This window comes from Larkinella sp. C7, assembly GCF_006149005.1.
Taxonomy (GTDB): Bacteria; Bacteroidota; Bacteroidia; order Cytophagales; family Spirosomataceae; genus Larkinella.
In genome coordinates, this window is the sequence record NZ_VBSL01000019.1 from 73,909 (window position 1) to 93,231 (window position 19,323).

At 52.5% G+C, this 19,323-nt stretch carries 12 protein-coding genes; 7 read left to right on the forward strand and 5 right to left on the reverse strand.

What is annotated here, in order from left to right:
- Window positions 1-69: 69 nt before the first annotated feature.
- Window positions 70-2,151: a methionine--tRNA ligase gene (metG, locus tag FH871_RS28330; protein ID WP_138994791.1), complete on the forward strand. Its 2,082-nt coding sequence runs from the start codon at window positions 70-72 to the stop codon at window positions 2,149-2,151.
- A 492-nt stretch (window positions 2,152-2,643) separates the two neighbouring features.
- On the opposite strand, the gene pth is transcribed toward metG, so the two are convergent.
- Window positions 2,644-3,207, reverse strand: a complete 564-nt coding sequence (gene pth / locus FH871_RS28335; RefSeq protein WP_138994792.1) for an aminoacyl-tRNA hydrolase — start codon at window positions 3,205-3,207, stop codon at window positions 2,644-2,646.
- A 119-nt stretch (window positions 3,208-3,326) separates the two neighbouring features.
- On the opposite strand from pth, the gene pyrR reads away from it, so the two are divergent.
- Genes pyrR through FH871_RS28350 form a run of 3 tightly spaced genes read left to right on the forward strand, consistent with a single transcriptional unit; the run spans window position 3,327 to window position 4,776 of the window.
- The gene (gene pyrR / locus FH871_RS28340) at window positions 3,327-3,866 is read left to right on the forward strand and encodes a bifunctional pyr operon transcriptional regulator/uracil phosphoribosyltransferase PyrR (protein ID WP_138994793.1); all 540 of its coding nucleotides are present in this window, start codon (window positions 3,327-3,329) and stop codon (window positions 3,864-3,866) included.
- Between the two features lie 33 nt (window positions 3,867-3,899).
- A complete protein-coding gene (locus tag FH871_RS28345; protein ID WP_138994794.1) occupies window positions 3,900-4,271 on the forward strand; it encodes a DUF1304 domain-containing protein in 372 nt (123 codons plus the stop codon).
- A gap of 25 nt (window positions 4,272-4,296) precedes the next feature.
- A complete protein-coding gene (locus FH871_RS28350; RefSeq protein WP_138994795.1) occupies window positions 4,297-4,776 on the forward strand; it encodes a group II truncated hemoglobin in 480 nt (159 codons plus the stop codon).
- A 3-nt stretch (window positions 4,777-4,779) separates the two neighbouring features.
- Here FH871_RS28350 and FH871_RS28355 read toward each other — a convergent pair whose 3' ends face one another.
- Entirely contained in the window at window positions 4,780-6,612 is a 1,833-nt protein-coding gene (locus tag FH871_RS28355; protein ID WP_138994796.1) for an alpha-amylase family glycosyl hydrolase, read from the reverse strand.
- 691 nt (window positions 6,613-7,303) lie between these two features.
- On the opposite strand from FH871_RS28355, the gene FH871_RS28360 reads away from it, so the two are divergent.
- Entirely contained in the window at window positions 7,304-11,995 is a 4,692-nt protein-coding gene (locus FH871_RS28360; protein WP_171062983.1) for a putative Ig domain-containing protein, read from the forward strand.
- A gap of 421 nt (window positions 11,996-12,416) precedes the next feature.
- The gene (locus FH871_RS28365) at window positions 12,417-12,650 is read left to right on the forward strand and encodes a hypothetical protein (protein ID WP_138994798.1); all 234 of its coding nucleotides are present in this window, start codon (window positions 12,417-12,419) and stop codon (window positions 12,648-12,650) included.
- Window positions 12,651-12,783: 133 nt separating this feature from the next.
- Here FH871_RS28365 and FH871_RS28370 read toward each other — a convergent pair whose 3' ends face one another.
- The 3 genes from FH871_RS28370 to FH871_RS28380 form a co-directional block, all read right to left on the reverse strand.
- Entirely contained in the window at window positions 12,784-14,742 is a 1,959-nt protein-coding gene (locus tag FH871_RS28370; protein ID WP_171062984.1) for an alginate lyase family protein, read from the reverse strand.
- A 278-nt stretch (window positions 14,743-15,020) separates the two neighbouring features.
- Window positions 15,021-15,377 carry a LytTR family DNA-binding domain-containing protein gene (locus tag FH871_RS28375; RefSeq protein ID WP_114408088.1) on the reverse strand — a complete coding sequence of 119 codons (357 nt, stop codon included), beginning with the start codon at window positions 15,375-15,377 and terminating at the stop codon, window positions 15,021-15,023.
- 124 nt (window positions 15,378-15,501) lie between these two features.
- On the reverse strand, window positions 15,502-16,158 hold the full coding sequence (locus tag FH871_RS28380; RefSeq protein WP_138994800.1) for a sugar transferase: 657 nt from the start codon (window positions 16,156-16,158) through the stop codon (window positions 15,502-15,504).
- Window positions 16,159-16,993: 835 nt separating this feature from the next.
- Here FH871_RS28380 and FH871_RS28385 point away from each other — a divergent pair.
- A complete protein-coding gene (locus FH871_RS28385) occupies window positions 16,994-19,303 on the forward strand; it encodes a TonB-dependent receptor (protein WP_138994801.1) in 2,310 nt (769 codons plus the stop codon).
- Window positions 19,304-19,323 lie beyond the last annotated feature (20 nt).

Consider the following 19,323-nt stretch of genomic DNA (forward strand, 5'->3'; position numbering starts at 1 on the left):
ATTTTACCAGAAGGAACTCGTTTTTGTTTCTGGAGTAAACCGTAAACGGAAAACCGTAAACCGAATACCATGTCACTCGAAAACCCGCAACGCTATACCGTCACGGCGGCTCTGATTTACGCCAACGGCCCGATTCACATCGGACACATCGCCGGTTGTTACCTGCCCGCCGATATTTATGTGCGGTATCTCCGCGCAACGGGCAAAGACGTGGCCTTCATCAGCGGCACCGACGAACACGGCGTTCCGATTACCATCCGCGCTCAGAAAGAAGGCATTACGCCCCAGCAGGTAGTCGATAAATATTACGTCCAGATCAAACGCGCTTTTGAAGATTTTGGCATTTCGTTCGACATGTACTCCCGGACGTCGAAACCGATTCACCACGAAACCTCGCGGGAGATTTTCCTGAATCTGTATCACAACGGGCATTTCACCGAAGAAGTCACGGAGCAGTACTTTGACGAAACCGCCAACCAGTTTCTGGCCGACCGCTACATCGTGGGCGTTTGCCCGGTTTGTGGCAACCCCAATGCATACGGTGATCAGTGCGAAAACTGCGGTTCGACCCTCAGTCCAACGGAATTGAAAGAACCGTTGCGCTCAATGCTGTCGGGGGCCAAACCGGTTTTGAAAGCCACCAAAAACTGGTATTTGCCGCTGGACCGGATGCAGCCACGCATCGAGGAATACGTCAACAGCCATCCAGAGTGGAAAACCAACGTGATGGGGCAGTGCCAGTCGTGGTTGAAAGAAGGACTGCGGCCCCGCGCCATGACCCGCGATCTCGATTGGGGCATTAAAGTGCCGTTGCCCGATACGGACGGCAAGGTGTTGTACGTCTGGTTCGACGCGCCAATCGGCTACATTTCGATGACCAAGGAGTGGGCTGAACAACAGGGCCGCGACTGGGAATTGTACTGGCGTGACAAGGATACGAAGCTTGTTCACTTTATCGGAAAGGACAATATCGTGTTCCACTGCATTATTTTCCCGGCAATGCTGATGCACGAGGGAAGCTATATTCTGGCCGACAATGTGCCTGCCAACGAGTTTATGAACCTGGAGGGCGACAAGATTTCGACCTCGCGGAACTGGGCGGTCTGGTTGCATGAATACCTGGACGAACTGCCGGGCAAACAGGATGTGCTGCGCTACGTGCTGGCGGCCAACGGCCCCGAAACGAAAGACAGCGAGTTTACCTGGAAAGATTTTCAGACCCGTAACAACAGCGAACTGGTCGGCATCTTTGGCAACTTTGTGAACCGGGCGGTGGTGCTGACGCAGAAGTTTTGCGACGGGAAAGTGCCGACCAAAGGCGATCTGAACGAAACTGATCAGGCGGTTTTAAACGAACTCGCCCAGTTTCCGGACCGCATCGGTCAGGCCATCGAGCAATACCGTTTTCGCGAAGCGCTCACGTATCTGATGGATCTGGCGCGGCTGGGAAACAAGTATCTGGCGGAGACGGAGCCGTGGAGAGTGGCCAAAACCGACTTGCCGCGCGTCAACACCATTCTGAACATTGCCTTGCAGATTTCGGCCAGTCTCAGCATCGTTTGCGAACCGTTTCTGCCGTTTACCGCCGAAAAATTACGAAAACTGCTGAATACCGATCAGATTTCGGCCGAGGATGCCGTTGGATCGGCTTTTCACTGGATCAATGCGGGAAAACCGGATTTGCTGCCCCACGGCCATGCTTTGGGCGAAGCAGTTTTGCTGTTTGAGAAACTGGAAGATGAGGTAATTGCCCAACAAATCACTAAACTGCACGAATCCAAACGCATGAACGAACTGGCCACCAAAACCATTCCGGAAGCCAAACCGGCGATTCAATACGATGATTTTGCCAAGATGGACATCCGCATCGGAACCATCCTGGAAGCCGAGCGTGTACCGAAAAGTGATAAACTCCTGAAACTGAAAGTGGAGGATGGTACCGGCCCGCGCCAGATTCTGAGTGGTATTGCCAAACATTTTGCCCCCGAAGACCTCATCGGCAAGCAGGTAACCTTTCTGGCTAACCTCGCTCCCCGAAAAATGATGGGACTTGAATCACAGGGAATGATCCTGATGGCCGAAGACCGCGATGGCAGCCTGTCGCTGATCGGGCCGGATAAAGCGGTTTGGAACGGGGGAACCGTGTCCTGAAGAAGAGTATCTGAACCGCTCAGGCGGTTCAGATCGCTATAAAAAAGATAAAGCCTCCCGATCATTGCGAGAGGCTTTATACTGACTATTCCTAAACCCTTAACCTTTTCTTCTTGAATGACTTAGCTGTTTCCTTCTGTCTTTTAAATCATACCGTCCGGCAGCTTTATACTCTAACTACACTTAAGACGCAACAATAATTCAGAAGTAACGCAACAAAATCTTTTTATTTCAAATTAACTTAGAAATTCCTGATTTTGTTCAATTGTTCTCCCGTTGAAGAACAATGCAAATATCGCAATAAATTTTAAGAGTACAAATTTTATTTTTTAATAATAGTAGTGGTAATGGGTGGTATGGTATTGATTTGTAATACGTTATAGCGCCATTTCTATGCTGTTTAACCGCTATATTGAAACAATATACTCCAAATCGCACAATTTAGCCAAAGGAAATTTTTATTTCAGAAATTGCAAAAATCTTTAAATAGTTCTATTTTTGGTTGAAAAAATTCATCGTGTGCTGTAGCCCGGAAGTACAAAAACTAAGCACGGCCTCACCAGCCCGGTCGAGGTGGTCTGGCAATTCCGCCAGCTCTTCCGGTGGAAACGTTCCCAAAACAAAGTCCACCTGCCGCCCTTTCGAAAAATCGTTGCCAATCCCGAACCGAAGCCGGGCATATTCCTGCGTACCCAGCACTTCATCGATGCTGCGCAGTCCGTTATGACCACCCGCCGAACCTTTCGGCTTCAGTCGCAGCTTGCCGAACGGCAAATCTTTGTCGTCGGTAATAACCAACAGATTTTCAGTGGGTATGCTGAATTGTTTCAGGTATGAACTGACCGCCCGACCACTCAGATTCATGTAGGTCGTGGGTTTGATGAGGTGGATAATTTTCCCCTTGTAACGCCATTCGGCGGTGTAGGCCAGGCGGTTGGTGGAAAAACTAAAACCGTGTTGAGCCGCCAGCCGATCCAACACCATAAAACCGGCGTTATGACGGGTCAGCATATATTCCGGGCCGATGTTGCCCAGCCCGGCGATGAGAAATTTCATAGAAAACCGTTTTTGAGGGGTTCATCAATTGAATCCGGTTGCAAAGTTCGCAGAAACCTTTCAACAAAAAACACCTGCGGAAAAACCGAAAACTGAAAACCGACTACTATCTTTCGTTCATGAACCAAAAACGCCTTATCCTCGCCAGTCCGTTGCTGGAGATTGTTATCAGCCGGTTGTGTCAGGAACTGATTGAAAACCACCAGGATTTTGCCGAAACGGTGGTGCTGGGCATGCAGCCGCGCGGCATTTATTTTGCCGAACGGATTGCGCGTGAACTGAGCCGGACGTTAGAGAAAGAAATACCACTGGGCTACCTGGATGCGACTTTTTACCGCGACGATTTTCGCCGGCGCGAGTCACCCTTGCGTCCCAATACAACGCATGTGCCATTTCTGATTGAAAATAAGAAGGTCATTCTGGTCGATGACGTGATTTCGACGGGGCGAATGGTGCGGGCTGCACTCGACGCGATGACGGCTTTCGGACGGCCCCGAACGATTGAACTGCTGGTGCTGATCGATCGGCGGTACAACCGCGATTTGCCCATCAAACCCGACTACATCGGCAAGCGCGTCAACACGCTGGAATCGCAGCGGGTGCTGGTGGAATGGACGGAGCAGGGGGCCGAAACCGACCGGATCTGGCTGATGGAGTAAACGGATAAGCTGAGCTTTGAGACTTTAAACGCGATAATTATGCTGGTTAAAATCCTGATTGGGCTGGTGGCGGTGCTCCATCTCTACATCCTCTGGCTTGAAATGTTCGCCTGGACCACCCGGGGACCGAAAGTATTCAGAAATTTCCCGGCTCATTTATTTCCTGCAACCAAGGCCCTGGCGGCCAATCAGGGCTTGTACAACGGTTTTCTGGCTGCGGGTTTGGTTTGGTCACTACTGATCAGTGACCCGGTATGGCACGCCAACGTGGCCCTCTTTTTTCTGTCCTGCGTGGCCGTCGCCGGGCTCTACGGAACCCTGACGGCGGATAAAAAAATCTTCTTCACCCAGGCTCTGCCGGCCTTGATTACGATCGGGCTGTTGCTGGTTCAATACGACTGGTGAAGCTGGAGCCACTGACGACACAACGATGAACGAACGTACCACCCCCACGCTAAACGACTGGCTGGGAGGCACCGACCGACTGGAACAACTGACGACGCTCTTCTATCAGAAAGTTTTGAAGGACGAACTGCTCGAACCCGTCTTCCGGCACATGTCGCCCGAACACGCCAGCCATGTCGCCCATTTTATTGGCGAAGTTTTTGGCGGACCGAAACACTACACGGAAACTGACGGCGGAAGCCACGCCAGCATGGTAGCGCATCACCTCGGTAAGCAGCTCGACGAGCCCAAACGGCGTCGGTGGATGAGCCTGCTGCTCGAAAGCGCGGATGAAATTGGCCTGCCCGACGACCCGGAGTTTCGTTCTGCCCTGCTGGGGTATCTGGAATGGGGAAGCCGGATTGCGGTGTTGAATTCGACAGCGACCGACAACCCTGTTCAGGCCAATGCGCCGATGCCGACCTGGGGCTGGGGTGAAACCGGTGGCCCGTATGTCCCGGAGTAAGGGTCAGGCATAGATGACAAAACCGCCCGCCGGAACAGTGAGCCGGATGGCGCGCCCATTGCGAACCTCCACCCGGGTCGTTGACTGAATCTGGGCGGGAAGGGTCGAATACAGGCACGTTAACAACGTTCCGGGCCGGTGGAGCTCATGGTCGATGGTTACCCAGGCGGTTTGCTCGTTGTCCGGGTCGGTATTGATGGCACAGACGATTTCCTGCCGGTTGAAAAGCCGCGACCAGGGCACAACGGAGCGCATTGGATCGCCAAGCAGGGTAGGAAGCCCGAAATGAATACCGTCGCCGGAAATAGGCCGCAGGTATTGCCGCCCTCGTCGCAACGCCAGGTACTGTTTTCGAAGCGCCAGAATCCGGGCGATGGCTTGGAACGTGGGTTGGTCTTCCCGAAAAAAATGACGCTGGCGGCTCCGGAAAGCCCCAAAATTCCCGCCAAACAGGGCTTCCCGAATGGAATGAACATCACCCTGCCCGTCGAAACCCTGTTCCGTGCCGTAATAAAGACACGGGATTCCCAGCGTGGTGGCCAGGATTCCCACAGCGGCCAGGAGTTGCCGGCTGGCCCCCGGATCGGCGCAGAACCGGGTTTTATTGTTGCCAATGGAATTGGAATCGTCGAAACCAGTCACAAACCGGTTTCGAAACCAGGTGTGTGACCCTTTGCCGATCGCTTCGGAATGGCGAAAAAGATTAAAGTAATCGGTGGGGTTCCGGTATCCTTTCACCACGGAGGTCAATTTTTCGGGTAGATGGTCGATGCCCGAAGCCGCATCCAGCCCGATTTGTTCCAACGTCGCGCAGACCTGCTGCCGCTCGCCGGTCAGTTCGCTGATCAGGTAAAAATTCTCTTTGCCGATGCCGGCGGCAAACTCTTTCAGAACGCCGGTGAAATACCGGATTGCGCCGGGGGCCAGGAGATAAGCCGGGTCGATCCGGTAGCCGTCGAGGTCGGCGTAGGCCATCCAGAACTTATACACCTCACAAAGTGCTTTCAAAGCCGGGGCCGGGTGGTAGTCGGCCACGGAACCGTGGCCGTGGTGGATGTTTTTCAGCGACGCTACATCGCCTTCGATGCATTCGGAAGCGGTGGCCGACTCCCGAATGGCCCCTTTTTGCGAAAAGGTCGATGGCTCCTGAAAATCGGCGGGCCAGACGGCGCCGTCGGGCCAGGCATCCGGCCGTTTGGTAAGGTCGATGGGTTTAAACGGCAATGACGGATTGCCATACTGGTCGCGGTAGCCCATCACCGGATGGGGCATGTCCCCTTGGTGGTAGTTTGGTTGCCCGGACTGGTAGACAAACACATCGCCCGTGTGGTTGAGGATAATATCCAGGATGACGTATAGACCATACGTGTGGGCCGTTGCCACCACTTCGCGGAGCGCTTCGGGCGTGCCAAACCGGGGTTCGACAGCCAGAAAATTCTGAATACCATCTCCCGTATACGTTTCCTGGGCATGGGCCTGTTTCAGAACCGGACTGATCCGGACGACGGTAACCCCCAGTCGTTTCAGATAGCCCATCTTGCTTTGTAACCCTTTCAACGTTCCGCCGGCAAAACGACGCCCTGCCGCCCGCCACTTTGCTGCTTCTGACGCGGTTTGTACGGCATTTTCTGCATCGGAAGGGGTGAAAACCGGGGTCGTGCCGGAATGAACGATTTCGCCCGCATTCGACAGAAAGCCCTGTTCATGCCCATCCGAAAACCGATCCAGCAGCAGAAAATAGAGCACCTGGTCTTCCCAGGCTCCGGGCGATGGGTGGAAAGTCCGGTTGGTCAGGGCTTCAAAATTGATCTCGTTAATCTGTCGGTACTGTGGCATGGTTTTTAGGAAACCTTTAAACGCTACGGATTGGGTGGGTCCGGTTCACACCGATTCATGGCTGAAAATAGTCGTTTTTTTGCTCATGTGGGCCTAAAAATCGATGCACATTAGTCGAACGATCATTCTACAATACCGGAACATTCCTTGTAGCATTTACCCTTTCTGAAATCGCCACGCGCTGGTTGCGGAGGAGGTTAAAAGTCGTCCTGCCAATTCGTTTAGCGGCCATATTTATCGGTAATTATAGCGTTATAAAATTTGCTGGTTTCACGATTTTGCGTGGCGGCTAATGAATGAAAAACCGTTCTCTAGATTTTTTTTAATAAAATAGTTGGCTTGCAAATATCTGGAATTCAAGTATTTGTACCAAACAATAACAAAAAATTCCATTGGCACCGCTTTTGCATTATTCTTCTCGCTAGCAAATCGAGTACTAATTATCAGACAAAAGGATTCGTAAATCCATACCTATGTCCATAGTTTAATGGCAAAGGATGGCCTGTATGAAGTGTAAGAGAAGAAAACGGGGTATTTAGGCAAATACCCTTTTGTTGGATCACAAAACTGCTCAACGGTACTTATGATTTCAAATCTACCTGTACGCATTTGGCGTTCTCGTTTCCCTGTCCCATTTCCGAAGCATGTTCTTAAAATAGCAGTGCTTCTTGTTGCATCTTTTCAGTTTGCCATGGCTCGCCCGGCGGACACTCCGCCCCCTCATGCTGCGAAAAATGCCCGGTTTGCTCCGCCTGTGATCGATAGTCAGCGTTACCTCGGTCTGACGATTTTTAATTTTGAGACGGATGCCCGCATCGACGATGAACGCATCGAACACTCGGCCGCTACGGGCTGTAATGCCGTTGAAATCACCATCAACTGGGACCGGGTTTATCCTACGGTCGAAAGCAGCGCGAGCTGGGATGTGATCGATTCTCACATCCAGACGGCCCAACGGCTGGGTCTGAAGATTGCGCTGCGGGTCCATGTCGGTCGTGATGCCGTACGGCTTGGCGGCTTCTGGGGGCTTCATGAAACCATGCAGGCGGCCGACAGCTCCCGGAACCTGACCAAGGGAATCATCCAGTTTTCGTTTTCACACAAACCAACCGTCGACCGGGCCAACGCGTTTGTGCTGGAAGCGGCCAACCGCTACCATTACCTCCAGGAACAGGGCCAGCTTCTGTTTTTCTCAGTGGTGTCTTCGCCCGCGCTGGAGGCTGAATATTCGCCGGTTTACGATCCCCCGTCGGGCAACAAATACGTGGTTCCCTACGATTACAGCCTATCGGAACTGGAAGCATTTCGCCAGTATCTGCAGGCTCGCTACAGTTTGGCCCAGCTCAACCAACGCTGGGGAACCGACTTCAGTGAGTGGAGCCGCGTGCGGCCATTGCCCCACGTTCCTTCGAACCCGTATGCGTCGCACACCGGTGTTCGGGGCGAAGACTGGTATGTGTTTCGGCACCGCCAGTTGAAAGGGTTTATCGACAAGATCAACAGCACCGTCAAGGGGGTCGATCCGGGCATCGTTGTTGTCAACCAGCACGGGTGCGTCTGGGACCGGCTCTCGGGCTTGCGGGCGTCGCTTGCCTTCAAAAACCTGGGCCAGTCGGTCGATGGTCTGAAGTTCAACGACGGGCCGGATTACAATCACCGGTTTTCGATGGATGTGGTTCGGACGAATCTCCGGCCGGGGGCGTTTATGATCAACGCCGTAGACGGGATGTTCCACACGTCGGTATCGACCGAGAAATATTACGAGCAAATTTCCCAGTGTTTTGAACACGGTGCCAAAATGCTGACACTGGCCAACTTTGGCGGCACAAATGCCCGGCAAAAACTGACGGATCTGATTACGATGGTGGTCAACAACGGATTGTTGAACCAGCCGGTTACCCAGGTTCAAACCGTCGGGGCAGCCATTGGCTATAAGCTGTCCGATATTTTAAAGAACCATGTGATTGCCCAGGAGCGCTGGGGGCAGCGGTATGCACAGAACGGAAACAAACCGGTACGGATTGAACTGGATGAAGATTTGCTTCGAAATGAAGCCCCGGTTATCAATAGCCTGCCCATTTTGAGCCAGCCCCTGGCCGACCAGTTGGCTACCGTGGGTCAACCCTTTAGCTATTCGATTGGGCAGGTTTTTACCGATACGGATGGTTCGATTGTGAGTGTCGCAGCGAGCGGGTTGCCGCAAGGCATCCAGTGGGTGAGTACAACGGGTGAATTTACCGGTACACCCACGCGGGTCGAATCGGCCATGGTGACGCTGACGGCCCGTGACAATCTGGGAGCCCTGGTCACCGGCAGCTTCCGCATGACGGTGACCGATCCCGGTGGAACCAACCAGGCTCCGGTTGCTCCGGTTGTCGCTGCCCCCCTGGGCGAAGTCGGGAAATCCTTTTCGTACGGGCTGCCACCGTTTACCGATCCCGAATCGCAACCCCTGATTCACCGCCTTGCGGGTACGGTGCCAGGATTGACCTACTCCGCAGAAACGAACACGCTGAGTGGCACACCAACCACAGTGGGCGTGTTTTCGCTGACCTATACGGCTGCCGATCCCTCCGAAGTGGTCTCTTCGGTTCCGTTGCAGGTTACCATCCGGGAAACCGCTCCGGTGGTGAAACGGACCGGGAATTTTGAAGGGTATCTCGACAAATACAACTGTGAGGGCGACATCTGGGGCTGGGTCTGGGATCGGAATCTGCCCAATACGCCCATGCCGGTGGAAGTACTCGACGGTCTGAATGTGATCGGCACCTTTACCGCCAATGTCAACCGGCCGGACCTGGTGGCGGCCAAAAAAGGCAACGGTCTGCACGGGTACCAGTTCCTGATCCCGGCCAGCGTCAAGGACGACAAACCGCACGTCATCAGCATGAGGATCGAAAATTCGGATTATTATCTGAAGGGCTCGCCGATCACGCTGAACTGTCCGTCCAGTACGGCCCAGGTAGCAGAACCGGGCAATACGCCCCCCACGGCGGTTCCAATTCCCATCCTCTATGCGTCGGTCAATGTTCCTTTTTCGTATACGATTCCGGAATTTACGGACGATGAGAACCAGACGCTCGTTTATGCCATGTCCGGTGGTGTAGTTGGATTGACCTACAACCAGGCAAACCGTACATTGAATGGCACACCTACCCAGGCCGGTACATTTACGGCCAGTTTGATTGTATCGGATGGTCAGGGCGGGTATACGCCCTCGCTGGTCACGGTGGTGGTTGCAACGGCTCCCCAAAACCGCCCGCCGGTGGTGAGCCAGACCATTCCGGATCAAACGGCCCGCGTGGGAGAGCCTTTCGCCTTTACCCTGGCCAGCGGTATTTTTACCGATCCCGATAACAACCTGAGCACTACGCAGGTGAGTGGCTTACCCGATGGACTGACCTACAATGCAGGAAGCCGCCTAATCAGCGGGACGCCAACCGCCGAGGGAGTGGCAACGGTGACGGTGAAGGCGACGGATGCATTGAGTGCAACGGCCACTACATCCTTCAGGATTACGGTCAATGCTGCACCCAAACCGGCCCCCATCCCCAATCTGCCACCGGCCATTGTTCAGGCCCCGGTCGACCAGACGGTTACCGTTGGACAATCGTACATTTTTCAGATTCCGCTTGAAACGTTTGGCGATTCCGACGGAACCATCACCAGCATGGCCGTCAGCGGCTTGCCCGCCAGCCTGAGTTACAACCAGAGTAACCGAACCATTACCGGAACCCTGACGGAGCCCGAAACCGCAACGATTAGTGTGACGGCCACCGATGATGATGGTGAAACGGCAACGGTGGCATTCAAATTGGTGGTTGTGGCGTCGCCCTCACCGCCGGATAATCAGGCACCGCAGGTCAGCAGCCTGATTCCGAATCAAACCGCTACCGTCGGGCAGCTTTTCAGCTATACCATCGGGGCCGGGGTCTTTACGGATTCAGACGGCAGCATTTCGAAAGTGGAAATCGTGAACGGTTTGCCCAACGGGCTGACGTATACGCCCGCTACGCGGGTGATCAGCGGAACGCCTACGGCTCCCGTGACAACCACGGTGACGGTGAAGGCCACCGACAATCAGGAAGGCTTCGTGACCACCACCTTCCAGCTAACGGTGAACCCCGCTCCGGTTCCGGAAAATATTTCCCCCGTGGTGGCACAGTCCATTCCGGATCAGACCGGAACGGCCGGTCAGGCGTTTAGCTATACCATCGGAGCCGGCGTCTTTACAGATTCCGATGGCAGCATTTCGAAAGTGGACATTGTGAGCGGTTTGCCCAACGGGCTGACGTATACGCCCGCTACGCGGGTGATCAGCGGAATACCCACGGCACCCTCCACCACGACGGTGACGGTAACGGCGACGGATAACCGGGAAGGCTCCGTGACGACGACCTTCCGGCTCACGGTGAACGAGGCTCCTGCCAATCAATTGCCCGTTCTGGTGCGTGAACTTCCCAGCCAAACAGCAACAATCAGCATTGCCTATTCCTATACGCTTGGCAAGTCGCATTTTTCGGATCCGGATGGCAGCATCACGTCGGTCGAGGTGACCAATTTGCCGAAAGGGCTTTCGTACAACGCTGCCACCGGTGTCATCAGCGGTGTTCCCACAACGGCACAAACCGTTACAGTGACCGTAAAGGCCATCGACAACAAGGCCGGTTCTGCGATCGTCACCTACAGCATGACGGTAAAAGAAAACATCGTCATAAAGCTTTACAAAGCCGGAAAAGGGCCCGAACCGCAGAACTTCATTCAGGAGTTGAACCACGAAACGGTTTTGATGGCGAATACGCTGCCGGCGATGATCAACATCTTTTTCGAAATTGAGACGAAGGTATTGAGTGTGAAATTTGAATTGAGCGGTCCTAAAAACGTCAATTTTCAGGAAAATTTCGCACCCTGGGCGCTGGTGGGCGATAACGGCGGAATTCCGCCCCTGGTTGGTATTTACATGCTGAAAGTGACGGGTTACAAAAACCCCAATGTTCAGGGCAACCAGCTCGTCACGCGGCTGATTACATTCTACGTGAGGAATGTTTCCGGTAAGCGGGAAAACGCCGAAATTTCGGGGGCGAACCCCATGCCCAACGCCGAATCGGCCGTCTGGGGCGTTTATCCCAATCCGTTCCGCGATCAGATCACGGTAAACCTGCCGCTGGAATCCCAGGAACAGATCGTACCGCTGGCACCCTATCGTTTTTCAATCGTTTCGCCGACGGGACAGCAACTCCCGGTTTCGGACCAGGACACGCGGATTGAACCGGGCAAAGCTACCCTCAACGTGCAATCGAACAGCTTGCCGGGCGGAATGTATCTGCTCCAGATTCAGCGGGGCGAAGGACTGCTCCGTACGCTGAAAGTACTCAAGGAGTAAGTCTCCTGAGACAATCAATTTAATAACCTGGACTAACAGAAAAGCCTGCTTCCCCTGGAGGCAGGCTTTCTATATAAGAAGGGCTTTGTATTTCGTTGTAGAAAAACCGGTGGAACCGAAAGGGATAATTAAATGTAAAACGCTGTATGTAAACGTAAAAAATGCCGGGCCACTTTTACCGGTAGTCTTCCTTTGCAGGCAACCCACGACCACTTCGAAATGCGCTTTGTGTTGGAATGCGGTTTGGTTCTGAAAAATAGGAAAATATATTTACGTATTTCTGTATTTGCCTGGTTTGTAACCGTATTTGATGCTTTCTAGCTTTTAAATTTACTACCGAATAATAAATTTGATAAGTATTATTACTTAATTTATTTACGGATTATTACCTTTGAACTGTCTTACCGTAACTGTACTTTTAATGAACACGCTCAAGAACGCATCCTACCTGACGACTTCAAACCGGTCACGCACTCAATTGCAGTCCTGTAGTTTTACGAACCTGCCGCAAGCCATCGGGTGTGCGAACCAGTTTTTTATGGAAGGTTTGAACGCCCAGATTGTTGCCCGCGACAATACGTCATTTCTAGTGGTTTCGCCCGAAATTGCCCGCCAAATGTTTACAAAAGGGTTTCGTTTGCTGTATGGAAACTAATACCTTGCAAATAGATTTTTAATAGTGAGAATATCAGGTTATTTGAAAGAAAAAACCAGTCAATTGACTGGTTTTTTTCTTAACTACTCTATCCATGTTACTATCTTTTGCGCTTTACAGGCCCGGTTTTCGCTCAGGATTGCACAGTGATTTGATGCTGTAGTTCCACGCGCCGTTCGGCCCCCAGGGTTAGATAGGCTCTGAAAACGCAGGTAGCCTGTTTCTGATACAAGCCCGCCGAATACCACCCCAGCAAGTCCGGCTGCTGCTGGCCGTTGACGACCTCGACCTGCAAAACCGGATCGATATGCAGCACCACCAGCCGCTTCGTTTGGGGGTGCGAAAGGATAAAATGATTGCGGCCTTTGGCCCGGAACCGGATGGCCGGATGAACGTGAAAAAGAACCTCAACCGTACGAGTCCCGGCCCGACGGCTTTCGACCTGGTCGTCGATCAGCAGGCGATTGTTTCGTTTATCGAACTCCATCCGGCGCTGGTGTGAACACCCGAGCCGGTCATACCCGTTGTGGGAGGCAATGACTTCGTCCGAAAAGTCACTGATTTCGGCTTTGTGAGTCGTGATGACGTACGGATTCAGCCACCGCAGATCATCGTCCAGAAATGCCTGATTTTCGCAGTCGATACAAACCGTGTTGTGGGCACGGGTACTGACAAAATACCGGCGCCAATCCGAAGTTGAATATTGCACATACGTGCCGGAATCGACGAAAAAAGGCTGTCCATCGACGTGTATGACAAACGACAGCGCATCCGCATGACCGTGGGGGGGCAAGGCCGAAGAATCCAGCGAAGCTGCGTTGAAATGGACGTAAATTTCGCCGGTACCGGCCTCCTGTTTACGGAGGATGTAATGGCCTTCTGCCGGGTAAAACTGGCTCCCCAGGCTCGTTTTCCGGGGCGGAACAGCCTTGAATTTCGGAAGACCCTCGTCGCCAAAAAGCAGGCGGTTTTTCAGATCGAAACCGTGCGATCGTTCTTTGGAAAGCGGATCACCAAACAGAATGGCTGAAGCCGAGAGCAGCGACCGGAAATTGCCGGTCGGCGTCGGGTTATCCAGATACCACAGATACCCGCTGCCCTCATCGCCGTAGGCAGGAACGTGGCCCTGTTCGTCGGGCAACTGGGCCATATACGAAAACAGGTTCTCCAGTTGATGGGCGTAGCGTGCGGAAAACGGATTCCCGGTGCGTAAACCGGTCAGGTAGGGGAGGAGAAACAAATCCGTAATGAAAGAAATGGAACCGGCGGTCCCTTTTGGATTGATCCCGTTGGCTCCCTGCTGGCGCTGCATTTCCTGTTCCAGACCACCTTGGGCGAACGAATGCCAGGCGAGCGATTCCGGAAACTTCCACAACGAACTGGCGACAAACAAACCCGCATAGCCAGCAATGAGCTGGTGCCCGGCAGTCGAAGGAAACGGAAGATTGTTGCGGCTATACAGGCAGTGCTGGTAAATGATCGGGAGCCAGACCGATTCGACAAAACGCTGAAAAACCGGGTCGGTTTTTGCCAGAACAGACGCATCCAGAATATTCCAGCAGATAAACCAGTTAATCAGCCGGATATTCACTTCCTGATTGCTGTACCAGTTGACGCCAAGCAGATAGGGGTTTGCCTTCACCCACGACGAAATGAGGGTGATAAGCCGGCTTAATTCCCGCGGGTCGGCCGTGAGCTGGTAACGCAGCGCCAGCGCCGGCAGAAAAAGGAACCGGTTGACTTCCCAGACGTATTCGACATTTCCAAAAGCCGCGTTTTGAATGTTGATTTCCTTCGTGTAAGTGAGCGGAAACCGTTTGTTGGTACTCAGGTCGAGGTGCCAGTCGATCGGATAGCGATAGTCGAGCGTCTGTTCAAAAATCTTCTGTTCGTGTAAAAAGGGAAACGCCGGAACATTACCGGAAGAGAGGCCGAATATACGCTCCGGCCAGGTTGCCAGGAAAACGTTTGCTTTCCATCCAACCTGTTGCCTGTCAGCTTGTTTCTGGAAATACTGGCGCAGCCGGAAGCCCACTTCTGCGGTCGATAAAGATCGCAGCCGGTAATAAAACCAGTGATACCGATTCAGCATTTTTACGTTACACGTTGAGTACGAATCACAATAAGCCCGTTGCAAACCAACTCTGCGCAAGGTGGAGGAGCTGGGCGTGCCGAAGCGATGCAGGGGCCTGAAAGCCATCGGCAACAGGCCCGGTGGTGCTTCTAAACGCCCTCCCGGGCTGTCAGACAGCAACACACCAGGCCATGCCTGTCTTTCATGTTTAGCGTTGAGTAAATGGCAGTATGGGGGTCGACGACCGCTTACCGGGCATTCTCATTCGTTTCCCGACAGGCAGTATCGGCCTGTTTTCAGGAAACCAGCAGGTTGAAGAATTTTGCCAGTGTGACAATGGATTTGACTCTCCGACGGCTGACCGAAAGGCGGGTTTCGTCTGATAATTCAACCCAGCTATTGTGCATATCGTGCAAATCCATCTGAATAATATGCTCCGGATTGACCAGATGTGACCGCGAAATACGCCAGAAGGAAGGATGGTATTCCTGTTGTTCCTTCAGCGTATAACTAGAAACAAAACCGTTCTGTTTGTTGAGAAAAATACGGCTATAGTTGCTCCAGCCTTCAAAAAAGAGGATTTGTTTGGCAGAGATCGTGACAGCTCTCCCTCTGCGGTCTCTAACTTTGATACTGGTACGTGCGGTATTCATGGAAAAGTAACGATGAGTGCATAGCTTTCTTAAACGTTAGCAAACACTATGCCATTATGTTACTATTTTCCATTTTTGGTCACAATTGTTGTCTGTTAATTAGCGTGTGTTGCCACCGCTTGATTCAACTTAGGGCTTTCGACCGGCTCGTAATAGCCCACCAGCAGATTTTAAAATCCAGCCAAAGCGAGTGTTGACGAGCATACCAGCGGTCGTAGCGAAAGGCGTATGGCAGTTGAATCAGTCCCGGCGTCGCAGCAGTATCCAGGCGGGTTTGAACCAGGCCGGTCAGGCCGGGACGCATCGTCTGGCGTTCGCGATAACCGGGTACCGTCCAGTATTGAGCATCGTATTGAAGCGTGTGGGGGCGGGGGCCAACCAAACTCATATCGCCGAGCAGCACATTGAAAAAAATCGGTACTTCTTCCAGACGGCTGCTCCGCAGAAACCGGCCCACGGGCGTGACGTCGGCTTGCTGCTGGTGGGTAGCGTGGTATTTTTTTCGGGGATGATAAACCGTTGTCCGAAATTTAAGACACCGAAACGGGCGTCCGTTCCGGCCGGTGCGGAGTTGGGCAAAAATAACCGGCCCCGGTGAGGTCAGGCTGATGGCCAGCGCAATCAGGGGAACAAGCCAGATGAGCACGAGAGCGGTAAGCAGACCGGTAAGGAAAAGGTCAAATAAGCGCTTTCCAACCCGCGCATAAACCCTGGGGGTGTCCTTTCGCGTACCGGCAGCACGGGAAGGAAGGGAATAAACCCTGGATACAAGACTAATCATACACGTTGAGAGTAAAATGAATCCATATTAAATAAGTACAGTTTATGCGTTTTTCTGAAATCGCCGGTTGTTTCCCGATGACGAGGGTTATTCAGTTGTATTTAACCAACATAATTCGTTGATTATTTGAGAATTTTCAGACAGCTACAGCGTCTTTCAGTGCAGAGATAGGACAAAATGAAGACTAAATTGGCTTGAAATATTTTCTTTTAAAGAAGTATCGGGTTAAAAACTTCTGACAGCCAACTTTGGTATAAGTATTTATCAGACAATAATAACCCTCAAAAATTCTCCAGACAACTAATCACTTTGAAAAGTGATTGAGTGGTCTTTCTTCGTTTTATTATTTTCTAATCGCATTGTGACCAACTCCCGTACCGACCGGAAAGGACGATGGCGGGACGCGCTCGATGGGTCATCCCGTATCAACTGCCGGTGGTTACTTAGCTGATACTTAGTAATTATTTATGCTGTTTCCAGTATTTGGAGGTTGTGAAAAAGGTAATTATTTCTGCTTTAGGTAGTTTCTAAAAAATTAAAATTCGATTAAAATTAGCGTCCAATAAAATTTTTACTGTTTGTTAAATATTGATTAACTTATTGTAATTCAAGCAAATAAATGTATTTATTTGCTCCTTCAAATGCATGCAAAAATTATTTTATTTACTTTTTTTGTGATTTGGTTACTCAACATGTCTGATAAAGTATTTACTTTGCATTAAGTAAAAGTACTTAGTACTATTCTCTGTCTGATATTGTGAAAGCATCCTCTACTCTTGCAAAGCTATTTTTTGCATTAGCGACCATTTCTGCGGCAGCACAAACCCCGGCAACCATGTCGGGGTTTGTCTGGGAAATGGGCAATCGCAAGCCTCTTTCCGGCGTTCACGTTTATTGGGCCGGCCACCAGACGGGGACGGTTACCGATGCCGCCGGTTTTTATACCTTGTCCGTTCCGGCCAAAGATAGCCTGACACTAATTTTTTCATTTGTGGGTTCCGAAACAATCACCCGCACCCTTCTTCCAAACGCTAAGCAGACACTTGACATATACCTGACGCCCGGGCAAACCCTGACCGAAGTGTTGGTTAAAAGTCAGTTGGCCCGGCCAAAAGACAGCGACAATGCCCAACTCAGCCGCATCGAAGTTCCGATGGCCCAGCTCCAAAAAATACCGGCTTTGCTGGGCGAAAAAGATGTACTGAAAGTGATCCAGCTTTTGCCGGGTGTTCAGAAAGGATCGGAAGGAAACGCGGGCGTTTATGTCCGGGGCGGTGGGCCAGATCAGAATCTGATCATGGTCGACGAAGCGGTGGTCTACAATCCCAGCCACCTGCTCGGCTTTTTCTCGGTATTCAACGGCGACGCCCTGAAGGGAGTCGAACTGACGAAAGGCGGTTTTCCGGCGCGGTACGGCGGTCGGCTGTCGTCGGTCATCGAAATGGGCATGAAAGAAGGCGATAAGAACAACCTGCATGGTACGGGCAGCATCGGTCTGATTGCTTCCCGCTTAACGCTCGAAGGCCCGTTGCAGAAAGGCAAAGCGTCATTTCTGGTGTCGGCGCGGCAGTGTTATTTGGGATTGCTGACGCAGGCACTCTCGCCGGGCCCGGAATCCGGCCTTCCGACCCGCTCCGGTTTCTACGATTACAACGCCAAAATTTCGTTCGACCTGGGCCCGCGCGACCGCGTTTATCTGAGTGGTTACACGGGAGCCGATCAGTTCACCAGCCAGCGGATTTATAACGACCGCACACTTGAATCCGGGCTTGGCTGGGGCAATTCAACGGGTACCCTGCGCTGGAGCCACCGGTTTTCCAATCGCGTATCGGGTCATACAGCGCTGGTTTTCAGTCAGTACAAAATGCGGGTTTCCAACGAAGAAACGGCCACGATTGCCAACCAGGCCGGGGCGGTTTTCCGGCTGGAATATCTGTCGGGCATCCGGGATTTTACGCTGAAACACGACCTCGATGTCTATGCCGGGTCGACGCATCAACTGCGGTTTGGTTTTCAGGCAACGTCTCACCGGTTTACGCCCAGCGCGGTGGTTTCGGCCAAGCTGGAAACCGGCTCACCGTCGATGCGGGCCGATCAGGCCATCGAGGTGATTGAATCCGGAGTTTATGCCGAAGATTTCTGGCAACCAACAAACCGCTGGCGCATCAATGCCGGGTTGCGGCTGAGTTATTTCTGGCACAAAGATGCGCAGTATGTCCGGCCGGAGCCCCGCCTGTCGGTGGCCTACAAACTGCCAGCCGACTGGACGCTGAAAGGAGCCTATGCGATGATGAACCAGTATGTACACATGCTGTCGAGTTCGGGTGCCGGTCTGCCCACCGACCTGTGGGTCCCCACCACCGACCGGGTGAAACCGCAACAGTCTGAACAACTGGCCATTGGGGTTGTGAAAGATTTCAACGCCGACATTGCGCTCACCGTCGAGGGCTATCACAAAACGATGACCAACAACATCAGCTACAAGGAGGGTGCCAGTTTTCTGCTGACCAACACCACGGCCACGGGAGCACCCGCCCGCTGGGAGGATAATGTGACGGCGGGGAAAGGCTGGTCGTATGGGGGCGAGGTGATGCTCCAGAAAAAAACCGGTCGCTTATCCGGGTGGCTGGGCTACACGCTGTCGTGGACGCAATGGCAGTTTGCGGATCTGAACGGCGGCCGGAAATTCTTTCCGCGCTACGACCGTCGGCACGACTTCTCGGTGGTTGGCGTATATGAGCTCCGTCAGCGGTGGACGGTATCGGGAACGTGGGTATACGGAACCGGGCAGGCCCTGACGGTTCCGCTGTCGCGGTACGCCGTGAGTGCCAATAACCCGGATCATTCCAACCCCACCGCCAGCCCGTTTATCGACACCCGAAACGTGAAAGATTACGGCGAAAAGAACAGTTTCCGGGCCGAAGCCTTCCACCGGATGGACCTCAGCCTGCAATACCATACCAGGAGAAAATCGCGCGAAAGTATTTGGGAATTAAGTGTTTACAATGCCTATAACCGGCGAAATCCTTTTTATTATTCGCTGGAAGGGAAAGTGGAAATCGACAATAAACCGTCGAAGTCGGTGCTCTATCGGTATTCGCTCTTTCCGGTCGTTCCCACGGTCAGTTACACGTTCAAGTTTTAAACCGAGTATTGAATACAATC

What these genes read in the sequence shown, in the direction of transcription:
- FH871_RS28380 (WP_138994800.1), bottom strand. Translation starts at nt 16,158, where the DNA reads ATGATTAGTCTTGTATCCAGGGTTTATTCCCTTCCTTCCCGTGCTGCC.
- FH871_RS28370 (WP_171062984.1), bottom strand. Translation starts at nt 14,742, where the DNA reads ATGCTGAATCGGTATCACTGGTTTTATTACCGGCTGCGATCTTTATCG.
- FH871_RS28365 (WP_138994798.1), top strand. Translation starts at nt 12,417, where the DNA reads ATGAACACGCTCAAGAACGCATCCTACCTGACGACTTCAAACCGGTCA.
- FH871_RS28350 (WP_138994795.1), top strand. Translation starts at nt 4,297, where the DNA reads ATGAACGAACGTACCACCCCCACGCTAAACGACTGGCTGGGAGGCACC.
- FH871_RS28375 (WP_114408088.1), bottom strand. Translation starts at nt 15,377, where the DNA reads ATGAATACCGCACGTACCAGTATCAAAGTTAGAGACCGCAGAGGGAGA.
- pth (WP_138994792.1), bottom strand. Translation starts at nt 3,207, where the DNA reads ATGAAATTTCTCATCGCCGGGCTGGGCAACATCGGCCCGGAATATATG.
- FH871_RS28385 (WP_138994801.1), top strand. Translation starts at nt 16,994, where the DNA reads ATGTCGGGGTTTGTCTGGGAAATGGGCAATCGCAAGCCTCTTTCCGGC.
- FH871_RS28360 (WP_171062983.1), top strand. Translation starts at nt 7,304, where the DNA reads ATGGCTCGCCCGGCGGACACTCCGCCCCCTCATGCTGCGAAAAATGCC.
- metG (WP_138994791.1), top strand. Translation starts at nt 70, where the DNA reads ATGTCACTCGAAAACCCGCAACGCTATACCGTCACGGCGGCTCTGATT.
- pyrR (WP_138994793.1), top strand. Translation starts at nt 3,327, where the DNA reads ATGAACCAAAAACGCCTTATCCTCGCCAGTCCGTTGCTGGAGATTGTT.
- FH871_RS28355 (WP_138994796.1), bottom strand. Translation starts at nt 6,612, where the DNA reads ATGCCACAGTACCGACAGATTAACGAGATCAATTTTGAAGCCCTGACC.